The organism is Microbacterium sp. (assembly GCF_047607465.1).
Taxonomy (GTDB): domain Bacteria; phylum Actinomycetota; class Actinomycetes; order Actinomycetales; family Microbacteriaceae; genus Microbacterium.
Map to the genome: position 1 here is coordinate 76,823 of NZ_JASGCY010000092.1, position 22,599 is coordinate 99,421.

Sequence of the window (22,599 nt, forward strand, 5' to 3'; positions counted from 1 at the left end):
GCGGCCTAGACGACGCTGCCGGCGCGGTAGCCGACGCCGCGCACGGTCATCACGATCTTGGGGTTGTCGGGGTCGAGTTCGACCTTGGCGCGCAACCGCTGCACGTGCACGTTCACGAGCCGGGTGTCGGCCTTGTAGTGGTAGCCCCACACCTGCTCGAGCAGCATCTCGCGCGAGAACACCTGCTGCGGCTTCGAGGCGAGAGCGACGAGCAGCTGGAACTCCAGCGGCGTCAGGGCGATCGGCTCGGTGCCGCGACGGACCTCATGCGCGTCGACGTCGACGGTGAGGTCGCCGACACGCAACTGCTCGCTGCCGGTCTGCGGGGCGGGGCGCAGGCGCGTGCGGATGCGGGCGACGAGCTCCTTGGGATTGAACGGCTTGACGATGTAGTCGTCGGCGCCGACCTCGAGGCCGCGCACGATGTCGGCGGTGTCGCTGCGCGCGGTGAGCATGATCACCGGCACCCCGGATTCCGCCCGGATGCGCGTGCAGATCTCGATGCCGTCCATACCGGGCAGCATCAGATCGAGCAGGACGAGGTCAGGGCGCTGCGCCCGCCACTCGTCGACGGCACGCGCTCCGTCGGCGCAGAAGACCGGCTCGAAGCCCTCGGTGCGCAGGACGATGCCGATCATCTCTGCGAGCGCAGTGTCATCATCGACCACAAGAATGCGTGAGGTCATAAGAGTTACCTTATGGCACCGGGTACCACCCTTCCCGTGTCTGCGCATCTTCGCCGTGTTGTGACACGATAGGAGCGCACGACGGAGGGAGTGCTGTGAGCGGCCAGATGTGGACCCCGGCGCCGAAGCGGGGCGTGATCCCCCTGCATCCGATGACCTTCGGGATGCTGCTGGGCAAGTCCTTCGCCGCGCTCCGGCACAACCCCAAGGTGCTGTTCGGCTTCGCCGTGGTCGTGCAGCTCGTCGCGGTGCTCGTCAGCGCCACCGTGATGGGGCTGGTGTTCTTCTCGACGTTCTCACGCCTGGAGACGGTGCCGACGTCGTCGCCGGACTTCGCACCCGTCCTCGCCGGAACGATCGCGACGAACATCGTCGCGGGGATCTTCGTCGGCCTCGCCGCCGTCGCCTTCTCCTCCGTCGTGCAGGGTCTCGTGGCCGCCGAGGTCGGCTTCGCCGCGCTCGGCGTGAAGTCGTCGCTGCGGGGTCTGTGGCGCCGAATGGCCCCGGCGTTCTGGCGTCTGGCCGCGTTCTCGTCGATCTCGGTGGTCGCGGTGTTCTCCGTGATCCTCGTCGTCTTCGCCATCGTGATGTCGTTCGTGGCCACCGGTACGACCGACGGCGGGACGATCGCCCTCGTCGTGGTCCTCGCCGTGCTCGTCGTGCTCGCCAGCATCCCGCTCACGGTGTGGCTGGGCACCAAGCTCCTGCTGGTGCCCTCTGTGCTCGTGCTCGAGCGCGCGCGCCTCAAGGACGCCTTCGTCCGCTCCTGGCGGCTCACGCGCGGCCGATTCTGGATCGCCTTCGGCGTGACCTTCGTCATCGGCGTGATCATGGGGACGGCAATGCAGGTCGTGAGCCTGCCTGTCTCGATGCTCAGCGGGATCCTCGGCGGGATCCTCGCCCCCACCGGCGACCCCGAGCCATCGGCGTTCATCGGGCTGGCGCTCGCCATCGTGCTGCCGCAGATCCTCCTCCTGGTGATCGAGGCGATCGCGCTGGTCGTGCAGAGCACCGCCGGCACACTCGTCTACCTCGATGCGCGCATGCGTTACGAGGGCCTCGACCAGACGCTGATCGGCCATCTCGAGCGTCGTGAGCTCGGCTGGTCCGAGGAGCAGCTCGGCGACCCCTACGCCCTCGACCCGGCCAGGGCGGTCACGAGCGCTCCCCCGCCGAAGCCGGTGCCCGATTGGGTGCTCGCGCAGCAGGGGTACCCGGCGCAGCAGGGGTACCAGCCTGTACCGCAGGGGTACGGGGCGGCGCAGCCTGGGTACCAGCCCGCGCAGCAGGGGTACCCGGCGCAGCAGGCATACCCGCCCGCGCCGCAGGGCTACCCGACACAGCAGGCATACCAGCCCGTGCAGCAGGGGTACCCGCCCGTGCCGCAGGGGTACCAGCCCGTACCGCAGGGATACCCGGCGCCGTCCGCTCCGGCTCCTCCCGCCGCACCCGGCGCATACCCGCCGCCGGCGCCCGTACCGCCGCAGGCGCCCGCGCCACCGGCATCCGGATCGAACTGGGCTGAACCCAGGGCGGGCGAGCCATCGGCATGATCGTCCGGCTCGACGACGTGCTCGTCCCCGACGGGGACGAGGCCCGCCGCTGGGCGGAGGACGAGCTCGCGAACCCCCGGTACGCCCAGGCGAAGCCCACGTGGTTCGACCTGCTCGCGCGCGGCATCTGGGATTTCATCGTGAACCTGTTCTCCGGTGGCAACACGGCCGCCGCAGGACCCGCCGCCCTCATCATCGTCAGCGTGCTCGTCTTCGCCGCGCTGGTGACCGTGCTCATCATCTGGGGCCGTCCTCGGCGCGCAGCCGTCATCCGCCGTCCCGTGTCGCTGCTCGGCGTCGACGACGATCGCACGGCCGCGCAGCTGCGCGCAGACGCCGAGCGCGCGGCCAGGGCGCAGGACTGGGACGAGGCGACGGTGCTGCGCTATCGCGCCCTCGCCCGCGGCCTGCTAGAGCGGGACCTCATCTCCCCCGCCCCCGGTGCCACGGCGCAGGCGATCGCCCGCGAGGTCGCCACGGTCTTCGCCCTTGAAGCGGCCGCGGTGCGCGCTGCGGCCGTGTCGTTCGACGACGTGCGGTACCTGCGCCATCCCGCCACCGCCGAGGGCTACGCGCGGCTCGCCGCAACCGACGAGCGGTTGAGCGCCCTCCGCCCCGAGGCGGTGCCCGCGTGAGCGTCGCGACCGCCGAGGACCTCTCCGCCGTCGGCCTCTCCACGGTCGATCAGCCGCCGCGTGCCCGGCGAGTGCGCTCGCTCATCGGATGGCTGCTGGTCACAGCCCTCGTCATCGGCGGAGCGGCGCTCATGCTGCGCGTCGCCGTGAGCACCCCGAGCTGGCGCGAGACGCTCGACCCGGAAGGCGTCGGGGAGACGGGCGCCATGGCGCTCGCCGAGATCCTGCGCGACCAAGGCGTCGAGGTGCACGTGTACCGCTCGCGCCTCGAGACGGCGGCGGCGCTCGACGCCGACACGACGCTCGTGATGGCCAACCCCGTCTCGCTCAGCGACGAGGGGGTCGCCGCCCTCATCGAGCCCGCCGACCGGGTCGTCTTCCTCTCGACGGGAACGCATCTCGTCGAGCTTCTCGAGCTCGGCGAGAACGCCGTCGCGCCTTCGGCGCCGGTCGAGGCGCACTGCGACGCCCCCGAGTTCGCCCTGGTTGGCACCATCCGCCCCGACCGGTTCTTCGCCCCGGGCGACAGGGTGCGCGGATGCTTCGGCGACGACGGCGCGTTCGCCGTGCTCACCGCCGAGCGCGACGGCGCCGTGCACACCGTCGTCGAAGGCGCGCGCCTGTTCAGCAACGCCCGGCTCGCGGAAGACGGCAACGCCGCCCTCGCCCTGGCGCTGCTCGGTCAGACCGACAAGGTGGCGTGGTACGTCCCCTCCTTCGCCGACAGCGACTTCGAAGAGGAATCGCCGGAGACCCTCGGCTCGCTCACACCCGACTGGCTGACCCCCGCGATCATGCTCCTGCTGCTCACCGGCATCGCCGCCGCGCTCTGGCGCGGGCGCCGGTTCGGTCCTCTCGTGGCCGAGACGCTGCCGGTGACGGTGCGCGCCTCCGAGACCATGCACGGACGCGCCAGGCTCACGGCGAAGGCTGCGGATGCCGCGCACGCCGCGGCCGCGCTGCAGGAGGGCAGCCGGCGCCGGCTCGCGAAGCGCCTCGGCCTCGCTCTCACGGCGTCCGCCGACGAGATCGCAGATGCCGCCGCCGACCGGCTGCGCATCCCGCGCGGCTCCCTGCAGGATCTCCTCGGCGGCCCTGTGCCATCGCACGACGCCGCTCTCGTCCTTTTCGCCCGGCAGCTCGCGGAGCTGGAGACCTCGGTCGACTCCTCGCACGCGCTGCTCGAGAACCCATCGGAGGAACACCGTGACCGCTGAGAATTTCGACGACGCCGTCGTGCGCGAGGCGATGCACCGCGTGCGGATCGAGGTCGACAAGGCCGTGGTCGGTCAGGCCGGCACCGTGACGGGGCTGCTGGTGTCGCTGCTCGCGCGCGGCCACGTGCTGCTGGAGGGCGTGCCCGGCGTCGCGAAAACCCTCATCGTCCGCTCGTTCGCGCGGGCGCTGGGTCTGGACACCAAGCGCGTGCAGTTCACACCCGACCTCATGCCCGGCGACGTCACCGGCTCTCTCGTCTACGATGCCCGCACCGGCGAGTTCGACTTCCGGGCGGGGCCCGTCTTCACCAACATCCTTCTCGCCGACGAGATCAACCGCACCCCGCCCAAGACGCAGGCCGCCCTGCTGGAGGCGATGGAGGAGCGTCAGGTCTCCGCCGACGGCGTGAGCCGCGCGCTGCCCGACCCCTTCCTCGTCGCCGCCACCCAGAACCCGATCGAGCACGAGGGCACGTACTCGCTCCCCGAGGCGCAGCTCGACCGCTTCCTGATGAAGCTCGTCGTCGGCATGCCAGAGCGCGCCGCCGAGGTCTCGGTGCTGCGCAAGCACGCGTCTGGCTTCTCGCCGCGGGAACTCACCGGCGTCGAGGCCGCAGTGAGCGCCGAGGAGATCAGGGCGGCGCAGAACGCCGCCGCCCGGGTCGAAGTGACCGACGACGTCCTCGGCTACGTCGTCGACCTCGCCAGAGCCACGAGGCAGTCGCCTTCCGTCGAGCTCGGCGCGAGCCCGCGTGCCTCGACGGGGCTGCTCGCCGCGGCGAAGGCGTGGGCGTGGCTGAACGCGTCGACGGCGGTGACCCCGGATCACATCCAGACCATGCTCGTGCCCGTGTGGCGGCACCGGCTGCAACTGCGCCCGGACGCGCAGATGGAAGGGGTCTCGGCCGACGCCGTCCTCACCTCGGTCGTCCAGCAGACCCGGGTCCCGATCTAAGGTGTTCGTCACCGGTCGCCTGCCGATCGCGCTCGGCGTCGGCATCGTCCCGCTGGTCCTGGCCGGGCTCGCAGGCTTCTCGGGCTATGCGGCGCTGGGGATCTGGGTGCTCCTGTGCGCTGTGCTCGTCGCCATCGACGTGCTGCTGGCGGCGAGTCCTGCCCGTGTCGTCGTGACCCGGCGGGTTCCCGCACGCACGCGCCTCGGCGAGCCGGTGCCGGTGAGCGTCGCGGTGCAGAACCTCGGCGAGCGGATGCTCCGCGCCGTCATCCGCGACGCCTGGCAGCCGACGGCGGGGGCGCCCGCGGAGCGCCAGCGGCTCAGCATCCCTCCCGGCGAACGCCGGCGCGTCGACATCCCGCTGCTCCCCCGGCGCCGCGGCGAGCTCGTCAGCGAGTTCGTGATGATCCGCTCCTGCGGGCCGCTCGGCCTCGCCGGACGTCAGGCGCGGCACCGCGTGCGGGGCGCGATCCGGGTGCTGCCCGCGTTCCGTTCGCGCAAGCACCTGCCCTCGCGGCTCGCCCGGCTGCGCGAGCTCGACGGCAACACGAGCATCCAGGTGCGCGGACAGGGCACCGAGTTCGATTCGCTGCGCGAATACGTGCGCGGCGACGACGTGCGCTCGATCGACTGGCGGGCGACGGCGCGCGCCGGCACGACGATGCTGCGCACCTGGCGACCAGAGCGCGACCGGCACGTCGTGATCATCATCGATACGGGACGCACCGCCGCAGCGCGCGTGGGCGACGGCACCCGGGTGGACGCCGCGCTCGAGGCGACGCTGCTGCTCGCTGCCCTCGCCACGCGCGCCGGCGACCACGTGCACCTGCTCATGTACGACCGCGTGGTGCGGGCGCGGGTCACCGGAGTCGACGGCGCCGCCCTCCTGCCCGCGCTCACCGACGCGATGGCCCCGGTGCACGCGCGACTCGTCGACACCGACTGGACGGGCGCCTTCGGCGCCGTGCGCACCTTGACCACGCGCCCATCGCTGATCGTCGTCCTCACCGCGCAGGATGCCGCCGAATCCGCTCGCGGCTTCCTCGGCGCCTTCCCCGACGCCTCCAGGGCGACGACGATCCTCGTCGGCTCCGTCACCGACGAGCGCATCGCCGATCTCGCCACCCGCCGCGGATCCCGTGAGGAGATCTACCTCGCCGCGGCCGCCGAGCGGACGCTCCGCGATGCGGAGAACGTGGCGGATGCTGTGCGCCGGGCCGGCGGTGAGGCCCTCTCGGCCGACCCGGAGACGCTGCCCCCGCGCATCGCCGACCGCTACCTCGAGCTCAAGTCCGCCGGCCGCCTCTAACCCCCTCTCCCCCCTCTCCCCGCCCCCGCTCCCCCCTCTCCCCTCTCCCCGCCCCCGCTCCCCCCGCGCCCCTCGCGCACTTCCGCCGACGCCCCATCTGCGCCGCCACGCCCCACCTGAGACACGTCGCTCAGAGGGGGCGTAGCGGCGCAGATGGGGCGTCGGCGGAGGGAGAAGCGGGGAGGAGGAGGCCGGGGTCAGCCGGCGACGAGACGCGGGGTGCCCGCTTCGTACTCGACGAGGTCTCCGGTCTCGCCGCGGCGCGCGGCACGTCCGCCGATGACCACCATGTAGACGAGGAATGCGGCGAGCGCCGCCGCGCCGATGCCGATCTTCACCGGCCAGGGCAGCGACCAGCCGGTGACGAAGCCCTCGATGAGCCCGGCGACGAAGAGCGCGAACACCAGTCCGATCGACACCGTCGCCAGCGACCGGCCCTCGGCGGCGAGCGCCTCACCCCGCGACCGGGCCCCAGGCGCCACCCACGACCAGAACAGGTGCAGCCCTCCAGCCGCTGCGACGAAGATACAGGTCAGCTCCAGCATCCCGTGCGGCAGCAAGTAGAGCACGAGGATGTCGGTCCGGTCGTGCGCAGCCATGATCGCGCCGATGAAGCCGACGTTCTGCGCGTTGATGACGATCTGGTAGATCGGCCAGATACCGGTGATGCCGAACAGCACGCACTGCATCGCGATCCACGCGTTGTTCGTCCACACCATGCCCGCGAACACAGCCGCCGGGTTCTCGGTGTAGTAGCCGGTGATGTCCTCCTCGGCCATCTGCTCGAGGAACGCGGGCGTTCCCAGCTGCGCGAGCAGCGCCGGGTCGCCGGATATCCAGGCCGCGAAACCGACGGCGATCGCAACGAAGGCCACGGCAATGACGAGCGTCGTCCATCGCAGGCGGTACAGCGCTGCGGGCAACTGGCGGGAGAAGTAGCGCCCCGCGAGCGTGAGGATGTTGTCGGATGCACCGGTGAGCCGCAGCCGGGCGCGCACCAGGATCGTCGACAGGTAGGCGCCCTGCGGCGACTCCCCCACCGACGTCTTCAGATCCGCGAGATCAGCGGATGCCGCCCGATAGCGGACGATGAGCTCATCGACCCCTGCGCCGTCGAGCGAGGCACGGCTGAGCTGGTCGAGTCGTTCCCACTCGGCGCGGCGTGCATCGGTCAGCGCATCGGCATCCACCTGATTTACTGTACTCATGTCCGCGCCGCTCGATTCGTCCGATGAGGTGCTCTCCGGCGAAGCCGTCGCGATCGACGTGCAGCCGATCGGGTTCCTGCTGCGGGCGCTGGGCGCCTTCATCGACATGCTCCTCGGCTTCGCCGTGCTGATCGCGTGGATCTTCCTCCGGCTCTGGCTGCTCAGCATCGGCATCCTCGACGAGTCGACGGATCGCATCGCCTCCGTGCTCGCGACTGTCTTCGCCTTCCTCGTCCTCCCGGTGACCGTCGAGGTCGTGACGCGAGGGCGGAGCCTCGGCAAGCTCGCCGTCGGCGGTCGCATCGTGCGCATCGACGGCGGGGCGATCGGGTTCCGGCACGCGTTCATCCGCGGCATCCTCGGCGTGCTGGAGATCTACATGACCTTCGGCGGGCTCGCGGTGCTCGTCGGCGCGTTCACCCCTCGCTCGCAGCGGCTCGGCGATCTCGTCGCCGGCGCCTACAGCCAGCGCGTGCGCACCCCGCGATTGGTTCCTCTCCAGCCCGTGCTGCCGCCGGTGCTCGCCGGATGGGCGCAGGTCGCGGACGTGGTGCGGATGCCGGATCGGCTCGCCCGGCGCATCTCGCAGTTCCTGCAGACCGCACCCAACATGGTCCCCGCCGCCCGCGTGCGCGTCGCCCAGAACCTGCTGGCCGAGGCGACCCCGTTCGTCTCCCCGGTGCCGGCAGCGCCGGCTGAACTGGTGCTCGTCGGCATCACGGTGCTGCGCCGCGAACGCGAGCGCCGCGCCCTCGAGAACGCGAACGCCCGCACGGAGAAGCTCACCGGCCGTCGCGTCGCGCTCTGAGGCGCGGGCTCCCCGCGCTCAGTACCGGTAGTGGTCGAGCTTGTACGGTCCATCCACGGGAACGCCGATGTAGGCGGCCTGGTCGTCGGTGAGCGTCGTCAGTTGCACGCCGAGAGCGTCGAGGTGCAGGCGCGCGACCTTCTCGTCGAGCGCCTTCGGCAGCACGTGCACACCGGTCGGGTACGCCTCGATGTTCGTGAAGAGCTCGAGCTGCGCGAGCACCTGGTTCGTGAACGACGCGCTCATCACGAACGAGGGGTGCCCGGTCGCGTTGCCGAGGTTCATCAGGCGTCCCTCGCTGAGCACGAGCACGCTGCGTCCGTTCGGCAGACGCCACTCGTGCACCTGCGGCTTGATCTCGATCTTCTCGGCGCCCTCGAGCGCCTCCAGCCCCGCCATGTCGATCTCATTGTCGAAGTGGCCGACGTTCGCGACGATCGCGAGGTGCTTGAGCGCGAGCACATGCTCGGTGGTCACGACGTCGCGGTTGCCCGTGCCCGTGACGACGATGTCGACCTCCCCCGCCACGTCGATGAGGCGCGCGACCTGGAAGCCGTCCATCGCGGCCTGCAGCGCGCAGATCGGGTCGACCTCGCTGACGATCACGCGGGCACCCTGACCGCGCAGCGCCTCGGCCGCCCCCTTGCCCACGTCTCCGTAGCCGCAGACGAAAGCGACCTTGCCGCCGATCAGGACATCGGTGGCGCGGTTGAGCCCGTCCGGCAGGGAGTGGCGGATGCCGTACTTGTTGTCGAACTTGCTCTTGGTGACCGAGTCGTTGACGTTGATCGCCGGGAACAGCAGCTCACCGGATGCGGCGAGCTCGTACAGGCGGTGGACGCCGGTGGTGGTCTCCTCGGTGACGCCGATGAGTCCGGCTGCGACCTTGGTCCAGCGGTCGGCGGAGGAGTCCAGCGAGCGGCGCAGCACGTCGAGGATGATCGCGTGCTCCTGCGAATCGGCATCCGTCGCCTCGGGAACGGCGCCCGCCTTCTCGAACTCGGCTCCCTTGTGCACGAGGAGCGTGGCGTCGCCGCCGTCATCGAGGATGAGGTTGGGGCCGTCGAAGCCGGTTCCCGACCAGTCGAAGATGCGCTCGGTGCAGGCCCAGTACTCCTCGAGGGTCTCGCCCTTCCACGCGAACACCGGCACGCCAGCCGGCGCCTCGACGCTGCCCGTCGGCCCGACGACGACGGCAGCGGCCGCCTCGTCCTGCGTGGAGAAGATGTTGCAGCTCGCCCAGCGCACCTCGGCGCCCAGCGCCGTGAGCGTCTCGATGAGCACGGCGGTCTGCACCGTCATGTGCAGTGAGCCCGCGATGCGCGCGCCCTTCAGCGGCTGTGAGGGGCCGAACTCGGCGCGCAGCGCCATGAGCCCTGGCATCTCGTTCTCGGCCAGCCGCAGCTGATGACGGCCGGATTCGGCGAGGGACAGATCGGCGACGCGGTACTCGAGCTCAGGCATCCACCCATTCTCCCATCCCTTTCAGAAGCGGATGGCGTCGATGACCTTCACACGCAGCGCCACGAGCGCGGGGATGAACCCGGCCACCGCTCCCACCACGACCGAGGCGATCAGGCCGATGATCGCCGCGCGCACCGGGAACGGCGGCACATCCTGCATCCCCTGGAACATCGTCGTCAGCACCCATCCCGACCGCAGCACCGCCACCGTGATGGCGATGCCGACGACGCCGGCGACCGTGGTCGCGACCAGGCTCTCCAGCAGCACCGAGACGAACACCCGTCCAGCGCTCGCCCCGAACGCGCGGCGCACGCCGATCTCGCGCACCCGCTGGCGCATCGCGACGAGCTGGATGTTGATCAGGCTCAACGCGCCCAGCGCCAGCACGAGCACGCCGATGCCGCCGGTCACCATCTCGAATGTCGCCATCGCGTCCACCGCTCCCGGCTGCGCCGCCCAGTCGGACCGGTTGACGTAGATGCTCTGCCCTTTGGGCAGGCCAGCGCGCAGATCCATCGCCAGCACCGGCGCGATCTCATCGACCGCCGCGGCGTCGACCCACACCTCGTACTGGACCTGCACGCCCTCGGGGAGGGCGTCGACGCGAGCGCGATAGGCGTCGAAGAGCAGGTCGACGCGCAGTTCCTCGTCGCCCATGTAGGAGCGCGGCACGACCCCGACGACCTGATAGGTGCCGCCGGCCGGGCCGGAGAGCTCGAGAAGCGGATGCTGGAACAGCGGCGTGCGTCCGAGCCGATCCCACAGGGCCTCGGTGATGACGGCGGGCGGCGCGAGCGCCTCGGCGTCGGTATCCGTGAACCAGCGCCCCTCGAGCAGGCTCTCGCGGTGGATCTTCGGGTACACCGGATCGACCAGGCGCGTGTTGATGTCGACGATGCCGTCGGGAAGCGCCACCGGCACCATGAGGTTCATCGCGATGCGGCTGGTGTGGCTGAACCCGAAGCGCTCCGCGGCCGCCTGGAAGCGGGCGTCGAACGCGTCGATGTCGACCGTGGTGCCGTCATCGTTCGACTGGCTGACGACGAGGGTCGCCGCCCGTCCGCCCCACTTGTCGGACTGCTCGACCTGGAACTGGCGCTGGTAGTCGGAGAACGCGAAGACCGCGGTGAGGGCTCCGACCGACACCGCGATGCCGACGAGGCTGAGCAGCACCCGGAGCTTGTGCACGCGGATCTCGCCCCAGGCGTCGGCGAGGGCTCCCAGAAGCGAGGTCATGACGCCGTCCTCTCGCTCCGTCGCGTCGCCGGCGCTCGGTCGGAAGGAACGGCAGGCTCGGGTGCGCTCGCGGGTGCGGAGTCGGATGCCGCCTCGGGAGCGGGCAGGGATGCCGGCGCGGGAGCGCTGCCCGATGCGGCGAGATCCGATGGCACCGATGTCGCGAGCGTCGACGCCTCGAAGGCGCGGCTGAGATCCGCGGTCCCGAGCACTCCGGCGTCGAGGCGGTAGTGGCGGCGGGCGCGCGCTGCGACGTGCAGGTCGTGCGTGATCGTCACGAGTGCGGCATCCGTTTCGGTGGCCACCTCGTCGAGCAGCGCCATCACCGCGGCTCCCGTGTCGATGTCGAGCGCCCCGGTCGGCTCGTCGGCGAGGATGAGCACCGGTCGGCGCACGAGCGCCCTGGCGATCGCGACGCGCTGCTGCTCGCCGCCGGAGAGGCGGTCGGCGATCTGCTCGATGCGGTGCCCGAGGCCCACGCGCTCGAGCATGTCGGCCGCGATCTGACGGCGGTTCCAGAACAGACGGCCCTTGGCGTGCCCGAGGGGCATCATGACGTTGTCGAGAGCGGTCCGCCCCGGCAGCAGGTTGAACTGCTGGAACACGAAGCCGACGTTGTCGCCGCGCAGTCTGTCCAGTCGGCCGGAGCGCATCCGCCTGACCTCGGCGCCCTCGAAGGAGACGGAGCCCGTGGTCGGGGCGTCCAGCATCCCGAGGATGTTGAGGAGGGTCGACTTGCCCGAGCCCGAGCGCCCCACGATCGAGACGTGATCGCCGGCACCGACCTCAAGACTCACGCCGCGGAGGATCTCCAGCATCGAGTCGTCGGGCAGCCGGACGCTCTTGGTGACCTCGTCGAGCCGGACGAGACTCACCAGCTCATCCCGCTGTCGCACTGCTCGACCCCCGGGGCGATCTCGTAGCAGAACTCCTCGACCGGCGCCACGAATCCGGGGACGAACTGCCGGATCGACTCCCCCTCCGACAGACCCGAGATCACCTCGACCATCGTGCCGTCGTTGACGCCGAGCGTGACCGCCCGTTCCTCGGGCTCGGCCCCATCGCCGGCATCCACCCACACGTTGCCGGTGCCCGCTCCGCCCTGCACGGCCGTGACCGGAACCACCAGCGCGTCCTCGACCTGGCCGAGGGCGAGGTCGAGAGTGGCCGGGAGCCCCGCGAACACCACCTGGTCGGCGGGGATCGCGCAGCGCACGCTGGCCGTCCCCTCCGCGCTGACCTCGACCCGCACACCGGTGCAGGTGAAGGGAGCGGGGCCGCCGGTGATGGTCACCGAGGCCTCGGTGGGCGCGTTCACGAGGCGGTAGAGCTGCACGGGCTCGACGGTGGCGAGCAGGTGGTAGCGGGCGGGGGTGATCTTGTAGATCTCCGTGCCGATGCTCGTCGCCTGCCCCTTCACGAGTGCAATCTCGGACACCTCGCCGGCCTCGGGGGCGAGCACGTCGATGTCCTTCTTCGGATCGTCCTGCTTGACGGTGAACAGCACCTGGCCCGCGGCCACCGTCGCACCATCGGCGACGTGCACGGCGGAGACCGTTCCGTTGATCTCGCTGCGCACCGCATAGGACTCGTCGCGGGCGATATTGCCGTTGAGCGAGAGCTCGTTGACGATCGAGCCGCGCTCGACCGCGATCACGGGGTCGGTGATCGTCGCCTCCGGCGCGATCTGGGCCGTGCTCTCATCGGGGAAGAACGCGATCTTGACCAGTGCGGCGGCGGCCGCGCCGAGCACGATGACGAGAAGGATAGGGAAGATCCAGCGACGCCAGACGATCACGGCTGCCTTTCCGGGGGCGCCGCCCTGGCGCATCCGAGGACAGCTTATCCAGAAAATGCTTTCTGGGTATAGAGCGCGCCTCAGGCGTGTCGCCGTCAGGCCCGCAGTGCCTCGTGGCGAACCACCAGCCACCCCGACGGGACCGAGAGACGGTCGGCATGCGGCCCGCACAGGTCGTGCGCCGTCGGGTCGCCGGCGAGGCCGAGTGGGCCGAGCGCCGCCATCTGATCGCCGTAGTCGTAGGTGAGCGTCGCCACCGCTTCGCGCGCGCAGCCGACCTTCGAGCAGAGTCTGGATTCCATCCAGGCCAGGCTATGGCCGACGCCTGCAGGAAGAGCGGATGCCGCGCCGTAGACTTCTGCACATGCCCCGTCGCCGCGCCGCACGCCCTGCTCCCGTACGCCGTGGCGCCCGGCATGGCAGGCACGGCCGGCTCGGCCGCAGCGAGGTCGTGCGCCCGCCGCTCGCCCCGCTGGACGGACGCATCGACCGGTTCGACCTCGTCGTCGGCACAGCGGTGGAGTTCCTCCGCGGCAGCTGGAGCGAGCTCGAGGAGGTGCGCTTCGAGATCGGGGCGATGCCGCTGCGCGAGGTCGACGGCGAGGTGCCGCGGTGGTACATCGACCGCGAGCATCGGCGCATCGTGCTGTTCCGGCTGCCGATCGAGCGGCTGCTGCCACCTGGGCACGACGACGCCGCTCATCGGCGCATGGCGATCGAGGGCGCGGTCTTCCGCGCCGCGGCCGAGTACGTCGGCCGCGAGCCCTGGGACCTCGGCCACGACCACTAGGGGTAGACGGTGATGGCGCCCTGCGCACCGGCGGCGGGCCAGAGCGGCCAGAAGGCGAGGGCGCCCTTCGCCGTCATCGCGACGGAGGCCCGCACCGCCGCCGACGTGGTCAGGGCGTACACCGTGCGCGCATCCACATCGACGGAGGTCGACGACCCCGCCTCCACGACGATCGACGATGCTCCCCCGCCCCGCTGCGGCGTCAGCTCGACCTGCGCGTCGACGTCGCCGTCGTTGACGAGGAACAGCCGCGCCGCGGGGCCTGCGGGAACGGCGAAGAGCAGGTCGTCGGCCACCTCGGGCGCTGGCATCGCCCAGGCGAAGTCGCTTCCCGGGGCGACGCCGTCCTGCATCCGGACGCCGGCCAGCAGCGCGGCATCCGCCTCGACGGAGACCGTGTAATCCCCGGGATCGAGGCTCGACAACCCGACCTGCGCCGGCATGTCGGCTGCGAGCTCGACGTCGAACGAGCTCTCCACAGTCGATGACCCGACGGCGCGGACGCTCACGCGGGCCGTGGTGTCGTGACCGGGCGACATCAGCCTCAGGATCGCCGCGGCCGCGTCGTCGCTCTCGTCCGGGTAGACGCTCACGCCGGCGACGACCGGGTTGCGCTGCGGTGCCGCGATGGCGTCCTGCAGGTCGATGCCCACCGGATCCAGCGTCTGCGTCAGCGAGGACTGCAGCACGGCGCGCACGGGCGATCCCTCGGCGGAGACCTCGACCACGGGGACGTCGGACCCGCTGGCGATCGACGACAGCGGCACGGCGAGCTGCGTGCCCGCGGCCACGATCGTGGTGCTCGCGGCCCGCACGGTGCCGTAGACGGTCAGCGTGACGGTCGAGGGGACGGCACCGGGGTTCGACAGCACGATCAGGTCCTCCGCACCCGTCGCCACGGTGCCCCCGAGGATCCACGAGCTGCTCGCTGGGGCACGGCACGGGGCGGCCGCGAAACCGGCGAGGTCGTCCTCGTGGGCGGTGACGGATTCCGCTGCTCCGATCAGCGCCGTACCGGATTCGTCGGCGGTGGCGGTGAGCCTGCGCACCTCACCGGCGCCCGGGAGATCCTCCACCTCCAAAGCGCTCGTCTCGTAGTCCCCGTCGGATGACCCGGCGGTCAACGCGGCGTCGGCGGCGGACTGCATGGCGAGCGGATCGGATGCGTCGCGCCCCAGCGCCCGCAGATCGCCGGTGCACACCACGACCGTGTCGCCGGCCTGCGGGGCGACCTCGGTGCGAGCGGGCGCGGCGACGACCGCGGGCCAGGGCGCGCTCACGCCCACCACGACGCCCGCCGCACACGCCACGGCGACGACGGCTCCGGTGACGAGCCTGGCTCCGGTCGCCGCGACCCTGACGGCACGGTTCGCGCTCATCGCTGCTCCTCCTGCGGTGCTCCGGTTCGGGGGAGCGCGCCGGCTCCCAGAGCCTCGGCGTGCTGCGCGGACCGGGCGTCTTCCGCATCCAGCGCATCCTGCGCGGCCTCGGCGTGCTGCGCGAGCGCATCGTCGTCCTCCACGTGCTTCGGCAGCACGATCGGCTCCTCCGGAGCCCGTCCAACGACCCGGGACCTGGAGCGGGCGGCGCGGCGCGATGCCCTGGTGGGGACGGCGAGCAGGAGCGCGGCGAGCACGAGCACGAGCTGCACCGTCGTCACCGTGCGGGCCGTCGCCTGCTCGCCCGCGCTGAGTCCTGGGCGCTCATCGGCGTCGGCGCGCACGCTCCACAGCTCCCCCCGGCCGGTCGTCCCGGCCGCGGCGAAACCGTCGCGCTGGTTCATCGCGGCCACCGCCTCGGTGCTCAACGCGACCGCGCGGTCGCCGGCTCCGGGGGTGCTGGCGACCAGGACGAAGCTGATGCCGTGGGCGGCGAGGGCGCCTGCGGCGTCGAACTCGCGCGTGGAGAGGAGATCGACGGCGAGCGGGGCGATGTCGACGCCCTGCACCTCGGTCGCTGTGGACAGCATGGTCGTCTGCGCGCCGAGGGTGTCGCTGGCGCCCCACACGACGTCGGCGGCGAGACCGCCGTCGTCCTGCGCGGTGAGCACCAGCGTGCCAACCGACCGGTCATCGCCTGCTTGAGCCGCCACGAACGCCGGCAGCGTGGACGTCGGCCCGTCGGTGAGCACGCGCTCGCCGGCGAACTGGAAGGCTCCCAGCGCCGGGGCGGCAGCGACGACGACCGCGAGGGTCGCGACCGTCGCGCTCAGCGCGCGGACGCGCTCGTGGGTGAGCATGGTCTCGAGGGCCACGAGCGCCGCCGCCGTCACGCCGATCCACGCGAGACTCAGCCCCGCTCCGGGCCAGATGGCGACGGGAGACCCCTGGGCCGACGAGACGCTGATGCCGACGGCGGCGAAGGCGGTGGCGAATCCGGTCACCGCGACGACGAGCATCGTCACGCCCGCACGCCAGCGCGGCGCGAGTGCCGACAGCAGCGCGAGCAGTGCGAGCGGGGCGAACAGCACCCCCGCCCAGCTCCCGGTCGGAGAGCCTGCGATGCCGACCCAGCCGCCGAAGTCCTCGGTCGGGAACCCCGTCGCGAGCGCCAGCCGGCCGGCAGCGTCCGCTCCTGCCTGCGGCCCCGCCCAGATGAGACCGGGGTCGGCGAGCACGGCGAGCAGACTGCCGTGGACCTGCTGCCACACGATCAGCGGCGCGAACAATGCGGCAGCCGGCACCGGGAGCCACAGCAGACGCACAGAACCCCGCACGCGCCGTCCTCCCAGCGCGATAGCCAGGGCGATCAGCCAGAGCAGCAGCAGGGCGGGAAGCAGCGAGGGCGCGCAGGCCGCGACCGCGGCGAAGACGACGGATGCCGCTCCCGCGGCGCCCCATGAGCGGTGCGCGACCACGGCGGTGTGGAAGAGCCAGGGCAGCAGCAGGTGCACGAGCACGCCGGTGGGACGTCCGTCGACGAGAGCGGTCGCGAACGGCGGAGCGCAGGCCCAGATGACGCCGGCGGCGATGCGCAGGCCGGAACGGTCCGTGATCCGCGTCGCGGCGAACCAGCCGCCCAGCACGGCCAGCGGCAGGGCGAGGATCCATAGCAGCACCATCGAGAACGATGGCCCGGCCGGCCACAGCGAGCCGAGCACCGCGACCACGGCGGCGAAGGGGTCGGCGGGGCCGACCACGTCGACCCCGAGCCCGCGCACGCCCCACGCGGCATCCGACCAGAGCGCGACGACCGTCTCGCGCAACGGCAGCAGGCCGCCCCCGCCGAGTGCCGGCCAGGCGAGCAGTGCGGTGAACAGCGCGATGCTCGCGACGAGCGCTGCGAGAACCGCCCAGGCGCCGCCGCCGGAGAAGAAGTGCAGCTCGTTGTGGCGTCCTCCTTCGCTGCCGTGCCCGTCGTCGAGGCGGCGGCGCAGCTCTGCCCGCCTGACCCGGAGCGCGGCCACGCTCGACCAGCTCTGCGTGCGGAAGGCGCGGATGCGGCGACGAGAGCGCCCGATCGCGCCGAGGCGGAACATGGCGGTCAGCGCCGCCCCCCACTCCGGGGCGACCGCCTCCGGCCTCTTGGCGATGAGGTGGGTGATCGAGCGCCAGAGCGCCAGCGGGAGCAGCGTCAGCCAGTGCAGCGGCACCGCGACCGCCGGCGCATACGACAGGCGCCGGTGCAGTTGCGCCACGCGGGTCACGTATGCCCGCCGCGAGCGGCCAGCCGGCAGAGCCGCCGGGCCGTCGTCGGAGGCGGCGACCCGTGCGGAGGGCGTCAGCACGACGCGTCCGCCGCCGAGACGCGCGCGCACCCCGAGATCCAGGCCCTCATCGGCGCCGGCGAGCGCGGGGTCGGGCCGAAGGTGGTCGCGCACCTCGCCGCGGATCAGCAGGCCGCGGACATCGGCGCCCAACGCCTCGTCCTGGCCGTCGTGCTGCCCCTGGTCGAGCTCGCCGGCGGCCAGCTCGACCGAGCGTCCGAGCGAAGTCATGCTCACGCCCAGCGAGACGATCTCGCGATCGTTGTCGAGGCGCACCAGTTTGGGCGCGATGATCGCCGCCGACGGCGCACGCTCGAGACTGCCGACGAGCCGCTCCAGAGCCCTGGGGTGCGCCACCGAGTCGTGGGCGAGCAGCCAGAGGGCGCTGCCAGCGGCCACGCGGGGCCGGGCGAGCTCCACCGCATCGGCGAACGACGTCCCAGGACGGGCCTCGATGATCCCCTCCACGACGCCGGCGACCGCTTCGCTCTCGCGCACCGTCGTGGCGTCGCCGCACATCACGAGCGTGACGGCGTTGGGCGGGATGGTCTGAGACCGCACGGCGTCGAGCGTGCGCAGCAGCTGCGAGCGCGCGTCGGATCCGGGGCGCGCGACGATGATGGCATGAACTCGGGCTGGCATGGCGTGGTCAGCCTAAGCGCGCGAGAGAGTCGGCGGGGGCATCGGGCTCGGCGCGCCCGAAAGGCTCAGCTCGCGCGGCGCTTGAGTTTGCGTCGCTCGCGCTCGGACAGGCCGCCCCAGATGCCGAAGCGCTCGTCGTTCTGCAGCGCGTACTCCAGGCACTCGCCGCGCACGTCGCACGAGGTGCAGATGCGCTTGGCGTCACGGGTCGATCCGCCCTTCTCGGGGAAGAACGCCTCGGGATCGGTCTGCGCGCACAGCGCATCGCTCTGCCAGGCGAGAGCGTTGTCGTCGTCGGAGTCGGCTCTGCGCACTCCCGGCACACCGAGGTTGATTGGATCGACGAACCAGTTCTCGGGCACATCGGAGCGGTAACCCGTCATCTCAATCCTCCAACCTGCTTCTCCGCCCCCCGGCGGGTGGATGCACCACTAATTACACCCGTGTGATTCGCTGCGGTCAAGTCGCGGATAGTAAACCCTCAATATGGTCTTGAAGGTTCTTGACGATCCCCCGGCGTGTCGCGCGATCCTCCGTCGGTCCTTCCTCCGACCTGACGACCCGTCCGCATGTCGAGATCCCGTCCGCATGCCGGGATCGGCCGGCTCGGCATGCGGGACGGATCCGGGCATGCAGACGGCACACCGGAGCAGCCCGACCGGAGCGGATGCCGGCCCTCACCGTCCGGGTTCGGCGATGAAGACCTCTCCGGATCCCGTGAGCGTGAGCGTGAGCGACGATTCGTCCTCCGAGGCGAAGACCGCGGTGCCGACGGCGACGGGGATGGCGGCGGCATGCGCCGCGCTCACAGCGACCTCGCCGACGGTCGCCAGCACCATCGCGGGACCGGTGACGGCGACCTCGACCGGAGCCCCGGAGAGCTCGATGCGCCGCAGTGCGAAATCGGGCACGTCGACGGGATACGCGCCAGCGGCGTCGGCGTGCAGAACCCGCACCGGGGTGGGCGTCGTGTCGAGCACCGACAGCAGCTCGGCGACGTCGATGCGCTTGGACGTGAGCCCGCCGCGCAGGACGTTGTCGCTGGCGGCCATGATCTCGACGCCGAGACCCGACAGATAGGCATGCAGGAGGCCGGCGCGCAGGAACACGCCCTCGCCGCGCCGCAGCACGACGTGGTTCATGAGCAGCGCCACCGCGACGCCAGGGTCCGCGGGGTACGCCTCGGCGATACCGGAGACCGCGCGCAGCGTCTGGGCCCATTCCCCCTCGACGGATGCCGCAGCGGCACGCACCGCGGCGATCAGCGCGTCCACGTCGTCCTGCGCCCCGCCGGTGAGGAGCCAGCCGATCGTGTCGCCGAGGACGTCGCCCTCGGCCGTCAGCCGTGCGCGCAGCGGCGCGCCCGCCGGCCCCAGCTCCTCCAGCAGCCGCAGCGTGTCGGCGACCGGACGCAGTCCGCTCAGCGCCTCGAACCGGTCGCTGAGTGCGACGATGAGCTCGGGCTTGTGGTTGTCGTCGCGATAGTTGCGCTCCGGGTCGTCCATCGCCAGTGCCGCCTCGCGCTCCCACCCCGCGCGCGCCTGCGCGATCGTCGGATGCACCTGGATCGACAGCGGCGAGGCGGCGGCGAGGAGCTTGAGCAGATAGGGCAGCCCTCCCCCGGTGACCGCGTCGAGCGTGCCGCCTCCGGCGACGTCAGCGGGGTCGCCCGGATGGTCCCCGAACCAGACCTCGGCCTCGGGCGCGCTCGATGCGGCGCGCCCCTCCAGATCGGCGAGGAGGCGGTGCGATCCCCAGGCGTAGTCACGGGGCACGTTCGACAGGCGCAGCAGCATGCCTCACAGCCTATGACCGCGGGCGCGAGCACAGCCCGGCGCGGTAGCCTGAACCCGATGGCGCAGTACACCAAGCATCCGGTCTCCGCCCCGCCCACCGCGCCAGAGCGCGAGTCGACGGGGCATCTGCTGCTGCGCGGTTACGTCATCCTCGTGCTCGTGGTGACCTTCGCGCACGCCGCGGTGTTCAACCTGATCGGCGAGATCGGCGCGGCCGTCGTCATCGTGGCGTTCCTGCTGGCCACGGCCGCCATCGCCGTCCCGATGATCGCCCGGCAGCATCCGCAGCGCTTCGCCTGGCGGCGTCTGCCGTGGGCGGCACTCGGCTATGCCGCGCTCGCGCTCGTCTCGGTCGCCTGGTCGCAGTGGCGCGGTGCGACCCTGCTGACCTGGCTGCTGCTGGCCACCGTCACCGCCACGGGCCTCTTCATCGCCCACGTGCTCACGTGGCGGGAGATCATCCGCGCGCTGTCGTCGGCGTTCAAATGGGTCATCGGCCTCTCCCTCGCGCTCGAGCTGTGGGTGTCGCTCGTGCTGCACGGCCCGCTGCTGCCCAACTTCGTCGACCTGCCGCCGGGGCGGATCGACCCGCAGTGGTACTGGGTGCGCGACAACCTCTTCGACGGCGGGCGCCTCCAGGGCATCGTCGGCAACGCGAATCTCCTCGGACTCCTCAGCCTCTTCGCGGTGATCGTCTTCGTCGCGCTGTTCGCCGCGCGCTCCCGACGGCGCCCGATGCTCGTGATGTGGACCGTGCTGGCCGCGTACCTCTTCGTGCGCGCGGGCTCGATGACCGCGCTCGCCTGCGCCGGCGCGGCCGTGATCGTCGTCGTCGTCGCCCTGGTCATGCGCCGCCAGCGCACGCCAGGGGGACGCACGCGGGTGTATGCCGTGGCCCTCGTCGGGACCGCCGCCGCCGTGCTCGTCGTGTGGATGCTGCGCGAGCCGCTGCTGGGCCTGCTCGGGCGCAGCAGCGACCTGACCGGCCGCACCGGCACGATCTGGTCGGAGGTCATCGCGCGCTGGCAGCAGCATCCGCTCGTCGGCAACGGCTTCTCCTCCCCCTGGCTGCCCGATGACCCGGCCTTCGCCGGCTGGATCGAGGATCACGGCATCACCGTCTTCCACGCGCACAACATGTGGCTCGACGCGCTCATGCAGCTCGGCGTGCTCGGTGCCGCACTGGTGGCGATCGCCTACCTCAGCCTGCTGTGGCGGGCGTGGTTCTTCGCCGTCGACCGGCCGCGATGGGATCTCGCCGCCGACCGCGCCTACTCGCCGCTCACCCTCGTGCCGGCCCTGCTCACCGTCGTCCTGCTGGTGCAGGGCCTGTCGGAGTCGACCCCGATCATGCTGTGGGGGTGGATGCTGCTGATCCTGCTCTCCTTCAAGCTGAAGACGACGCCGCTGATGGGCGTCGGCGAGGTGGAACGGGTGATCGAGCACGGCGAGCCCCGTCGGCGGGTGCCGTGACGGCGATGAGCCGCATCGACGAGCTGCTGAACTCCGCGGAAATGGCGCGCGCCTTCACGATCGCGGTGCTGGCGTCGGTGTTCTCCTCGCTGGCGATCGCGCGCATGACGTCGCCGGTCACCCTCGGCACCATCGTCACCGTGCTGTGCGTGCTGGGCGCCGCGATCCTGTGGGTTCGTCGCGCAGAGCTGTCGCTGCTGCGGATCGCGCCGACGTCGCTGCTCTTCTTCATGGTGTGGGCGCTGATCAGCCTGGTCTGGACCACCGACAAGGGCGACACGCTCTCGGGCTGGCTCCTCCTGTTCGGCTACGCCTTCCTCGCCGTCGCCGTCGGGCATCTGCGCGACACCCTGCAGACGGTGCGCGCGCTCGGAGACACCCTGCGGGTGCTGCTGCTGATCTCGCTGGGGCTGGAGATCATGTCGGGGGTGCTGCTGGACGTGCCCTTCGCCTTCCTCGGCATCGAGGGCGACCTCGCCCTCGGCGGACCGATCCAGGGGATCTTCGGCAGCCGCAACATGCTCGGCTTCGTCGCCGTCGTCGCCATCATCACGTTCGCGATCGAGTGGCGATCGCAGTCCCTCGAGGCCCGGATCGCCGTCCCCTCCATCGCCCTGGCCGGCATGCTCGCGGTCCTGTCGGCCTCGCCGACCGTGCTCGTGCTCGCCTTCGTCGTCGGCGTCGTCACCCTCGCCCTGACGATCGTGCGCCACACCCCTGCGCACCGCAGGGTCGCCGTGCAGTGGGCGCTCGGGGTGCTGGTGACGATCGCGCTGGCGACAGCGCTCCTGCTGCGCCACCGCATCATCGCCCTCATGGACGCCGGCTCCGACTTCTCGATCCGCGCGGACCTGTGGAACACGATCCTCGACATCGTGGCGATCCGGCCGCTGACGGGGTGGGGCTGGTTCGGCTCGTGGGCCGCGGGCGAGTACCCGTTCACCTACATCAACTTCCTGCTCAGCGACAGCCATCGCAGCGCGCTGAACGCATACTTCGACACGTTGCTGCAGCTGGGAGCCGCGGGGCTGGTGCTGATCCTGCTCCTGGGCGGCATCGCGGCCGTGCGCTCCTGGCTGGTCGCGAGCGTGCGCCGTTCGGTCGTGTACGCGTGGACGCCGCTCATGCTCGTCACCCTCGCGGTGGAGTCGATGTTCGAGAGCTTCGCCCTCGTCGGGCCAGGGTGGTTCCTGCTCGTGCTGTGCGCGCTGCGCGCCGGGCAGTCCCGGTCGTGGCGCGAGAACATCGACGCCGCCCAGACCGGATTCGTCCCTACGCTGCGCACCGAGCCGTGAGCGCGCTCGGCGGATTCCACGGGTGCGC

20 protein-coding genes are annotated in these 22,599 nt (G+C 71.6%); 9 read left to right on the plus strand and 11 right to left on the minus strand.

The features are described from left to right. Window positions 1–5 precede the first annotated feature (5 nt). Window positions 6–686, minus strand: coding sequence for an MtrAB system response regulator MtrA (mtrA, locus tag QM568_RS13570; RefSeq protein ID WP_415139706.1), 681 nt, complete (start codon window positions 684–686; stop codon window positions 6–8). Window positions 687–781: 95 nt separating this feature from the next. On the opposite strand from mtrA, the gene QM568_RS13575 reads away from it, so the two are divergent. Genes QM568_RS13575 through QM568_RS13595 form a run of 5 tightly spaced genes read left to right on the plus strand, consistent with a single transcriptional unit; the run spans window position 782 to window position 6,355 of the window. Then, window positions 782–2,239 (plus strand): hypothetical protein, encoded by a 1,458-nt coding sequence (locus tag QM568_RS13575; protein ID WP_415139707.1) that lies wholly within the window; start codon window positions 782–784, stop codon window positions 2,237–2,239. Then, a complete protein-coding gene (locus QM568_RS13580; RefSeq protein WP_415139708.1) occupies window positions 2,236–2,874 on the plus strand; it encodes a DUF4129 domain-containing protein in 639 nt (212 codons plus the stop codon). The genes QM568_RS13575 and QM568_RS13580 overlap by 4 nt, the downstream gene beginning before the upstream one ends. After that, complete coding sequence (locus QM568_RS13585) at window positions 2,871–4,091, plus strand: DUF4350 domain-containing protein (protein WP_415139709.1); 1,221 nt, start codon at window positions 2,871–2,873, stop codon at window positions 4,089–4,091. The genes QM568_RS13580 and QM568_RS13585 overlap by 4 nt, the downstream gene beginning before the upstream one ends. Window positions 4,092–4,122: 31 nt before the next feature. After that, the gene (locus QM568_RS13590) at window positions 4,123–5,046 is read left to right on the plus strand and encodes an AAA family ATPase (protein WP_415139767.1); all 924 of its coding nucleotides are present in this window, start codon (window positions 4,123–4,125) and stop codon (window positions 5,044–5,046) included. Window position 5,047: 1 nt separating this feature from the next. Next, complete coding sequence (locus tag QM568_RS13595) at window positions 5,048–6,355, plus strand: DUF58 domain-containing protein (RefSeq protein ID WP_415139710.1); 1,308 nt, start codon at window positions 5,048–5,050, stop codon at window positions 6,353–6,355. Window positions 6,356–6,552: 197 nt separating this feature from the next. Here QM568_RS13595 and QM568_RS13600 read toward each other — a convergent pair whose 3' ends face one another. Then, entirely contained in the window at window positions 6,553–7,545 is a 993-nt protein-coding gene (locus QM568_RS13600; RefSeq protein WP_415139768.1) for a stage II sporulation protein M, read from the minus strand. A 16-nt stretch (window positions 7,546–7,561) separates the two neighbouring features. Here QM568_RS13600 and QM568_RS13605 point away from each other — a divergent pair, with 16 nt between their 5' ends. After that, complete coding sequence (locus QM568_RS13605; protein ID WP_415139711.1) at window positions 7,562–8,371, plus strand: RDD family protein; 810 nt, start codon at window positions 7,562–7,564, stop codon at window positions 8,369–8,371. A gap of 18 nt (window positions 8,372–8,389) precedes the next feature. On the opposite strand, the gene ahcY is transcribed toward QM568_RS13605, so the two are convergent. From ahcY to QM568_RS13630, 5 genes are all read right to left on the minus strand, one after another. Continuing rightward, on the minus strand, window positions 8,390–9,835 hold the full coding sequence (ahcY, locus tag QM568_RS13610; protein WP_415139712.1) for an adenosylhomocysteinase: 1,446 nt from the start codon (window positions 9,833–9,835) through the stop codon (window positions 8,390–8,392). A gap of 21 nt (window positions 9,836–9,856) precedes the next feature. Then, a complete protein-coding gene (locus QM568_RS13615; protein WP_415139713.1) occupies window positions 9,857–11,071 on the minus strand; it encodes an ABC transporter permease in 1,215 nt (404 codons plus the stop codon). Then, complete coding sequence (locus QM568_RS13620) at window positions 11,068–11,967, minus strand: ABC transporter ATP-binding protein (protein WP_415139714.1); 900 nt, start codon at window positions 11,965–11,967, stop codon at window positions 11,068–11,070. The genes QM568_RS13615 and QM568_RS13620 overlap by 4 nt, the downstream gene beginning before the upstream one ends. Next, complete coding sequence (locus QM568_RS13625) at window positions 11,943–12,902, minus strand: efflux RND transporter periplasmic adaptor subunit (protein WP_415139715.1); 960 nt, start codon at window positions 12,900–12,902, stop codon at window positions 11,943–11,945. Before QM568_RS13625 ends, QM568_RS13620 begins: the two co-directional genes overlap by 25 nt. Window positions 12,903–12,964: 62 nt before the next feature. Continuing rightward, the gene (locus QM568_RS13630; RefSeq protein ID WP_415139716.1) at window positions 12,965–13,171 is read right to left on the minus strand and encodes a DUF3499 family protein; all 207 of its coding nucleotides are present in this window, start codon (window positions 13,169–13,171) and stop codon (window positions 12,965–12,967) included. Window positions 13,172–13,233: 62 nt separating this feature from the next. Here QM568_RS13630 and QM568_RS13635 point away from each other — a divergent pair, with 62 nt between their 5' ends. Continuing rightward, window positions 13,234–13,659, plus strand: a complete 426-nt coding sequence (locus QM568_RS13635) for a hypothetical protein (protein WP_415139717.1) — start codon at window positions 13,234–13,236, stop codon at window positions 13,657–13,659. Here QM568_RS13635 and QM568_RS13640 read toward each other — a convergent pair. The 4 genes from QM568_RS13640 to manA form a co-directional block, all read right to left on the minus strand. Beyond that, on the minus strand, window positions 13,656–15,038 hold the full coding sequence (locus QM568_RS13640) for a DUF5719 family protein (protein ID WP_415139718.1): 1,383 nt from the start codon (window positions 15,036–15,038) through the stop codon (window positions 13,656–13,658). The genes QM568_RS13635 and QM568_RS13640 overlap by 4 nt on opposite strands. Then, entirely contained in the window at window positions 15,035–18,007 is a 2,973-nt protein-coding gene (locus QM568_RS13645) for a glycosyltransferase family 2 protein (protein WP_415139719.1), read from the minus strand. Before QM568_RS13645 ends, QM568_RS13640 begins: the two co-directional genes overlap by 4 nt. Before the next feature lie 65 nt (window positions 18,008–18,072). Next, a complete protein-coding gene (locus QM568_RS13650; RefSeq protein ID WP_415139720.1) occupies window positions 18,073–18,390 on the minus strand; it encodes a WhiB family transcriptional regulator in 318 nt (105 codons plus the stop codon). 294 nt (window positions 18,391–18,684) lie between these two features. Continuing rightward, a complete protein-coding gene (manA, locus tag QM568_RS13655; RefSeq protein ID WP_415139721.1) occupies window positions 18,685–19,803 on the minus strand; it encodes a mannose-6-phosphate isomerase, class I in 1,119 nt (372 codons plus the stop codon). A 57-nt stretch (window positions 19,804–19,860) separates the two neighbouring features. On the opposite strand from manA, the gene QM568_RS13660 reads away from it, so the two are divergent. After that, window positions 19,861–21,276, plus strand: a complete 1,416-nt coding sequence (locus QM568_RS13660; RefSeq protein WP_415139722.1) for an O-antigen ligase family protein — start codon at window positions 19,861–19,863, stop codon at window positions 21,274–21,276. 5 nt (window positions 21,277–21,281) lie between these two features. Then, window positions 21,282–22,571 carry an O-antigen ligase family protein gene (locus tag QM568_RS13665; protein ID WP_415139723.1) on the plus strand — a complete coding sequence of 430 codons (1,290 nt, stop codon included), beginning with the start codon at window positions 21,282–21,284 and terminating at the stop codon, window positions 22,569–22,571. Window positions 22,572–22,599: the final 28 nt, after the last annotated feature.

Coding starts and splice junctions, on each gene's coding strand:
- QM568_RS13640 (WP_415139718.1), bottom strand. CDS start 15,038: ATGAGCGCGAACCGTGCCGTCAGGGTCGCGGCGACCGGAGCCAGGCTC.
- QM568_RS13660 (WP_415139722.1), top strand. CDS start 19,861: ATGGCGCAGTACACCAAGCATCCGGTCTCCGCCCCGCCCACCGCGCCA.
- QM568_RS13645 (WP_415139719.1), bottom strand. CDS start 18,007: ATGCCAGCCCGAGTTCATGCCATCATCGTCGCGCGCCCCGGATCCGAC.
- manA (WP_415139721.1), bottom strand. CDS start 19,803: ATGCTGCTGCGCCTGTCGAACGTGCCCCGTGACTACGCCTGGGGATCG.
- QM568_RS13665 (WP_415139723.1), top strand. CDS start 21,282: ATGAGCCGCATCGACGAGCTGCTGAACTCCGCGGAAATGGCGCGCGCC.
- QM568_RS13590 (WP_415139767.1), top strand. CDS start 4,123: ATGCACCGCGTGCGGATCGAGGTCGACAAGGCCGTGGTCGGTCAGGCC.
- QM568_RS13605 (WP_415139711.1), top strand. CDS start 7,562: ATGTCCGCGCCGCTCGATTCGTCCGATGAGGTGCTCTCCGGCGAAGCC.
- mtrA (WP_415139706.1), bottom strand. CDS start 686: ATGACCTCACGCATTCTTGTGGTCGATGATGACACTGCGCTCGCAGAG.
- QM568_RS13615 (WP_415139713.1), bottom strand. CDS start 11,071: ATGACCTCGCTTCTGGGAGCCCTCGCCGACGCCTGGGGCGAGATCCGC.
- QM568_RS13635 (WP_415139717.1), top strand. CDS start 13,234: ATGCCCCGTCGCCGCGCCGCACGCCCTGCTCCCGTACGCCGTGGCGCC.
- ahcY (WP_415139712.1), bottom strand. CDS start 9,835: ATGCCTGAGCTCGAGTACCGCGTCGCCGATCTGTCCCTCGCCGAATCC.
- QM568_RS13650 (WP_415139720.1), bottom strand. CDS start 18,390: ATGACGGGTTACCGCTCCGATGTGCCCGAGAACTGGTTCGTCGATCCA.
- QM568_RS13625 (WP_415139715.1), bottom strand. CDS start 12,902: ATGCGCCAGGGCGGCGCCCCCGGAAAGGCAGCCGTGATCGTCTGGCGT.
- QM568_RS13630 (WP_415139716.1), bottom strand. CDS start 13,171: ATGGAATCCAGACTCTGCTCGAAGGTCGGCTGCGCGCGCGAAGCGGTG.
- QM568_RS13580 (WP_415139708.1), top strand. CDS start 2,236: ATGATCGTCCGGCTCGACGACGTGCTCGTCCCCGACGGGGACGAGGCC.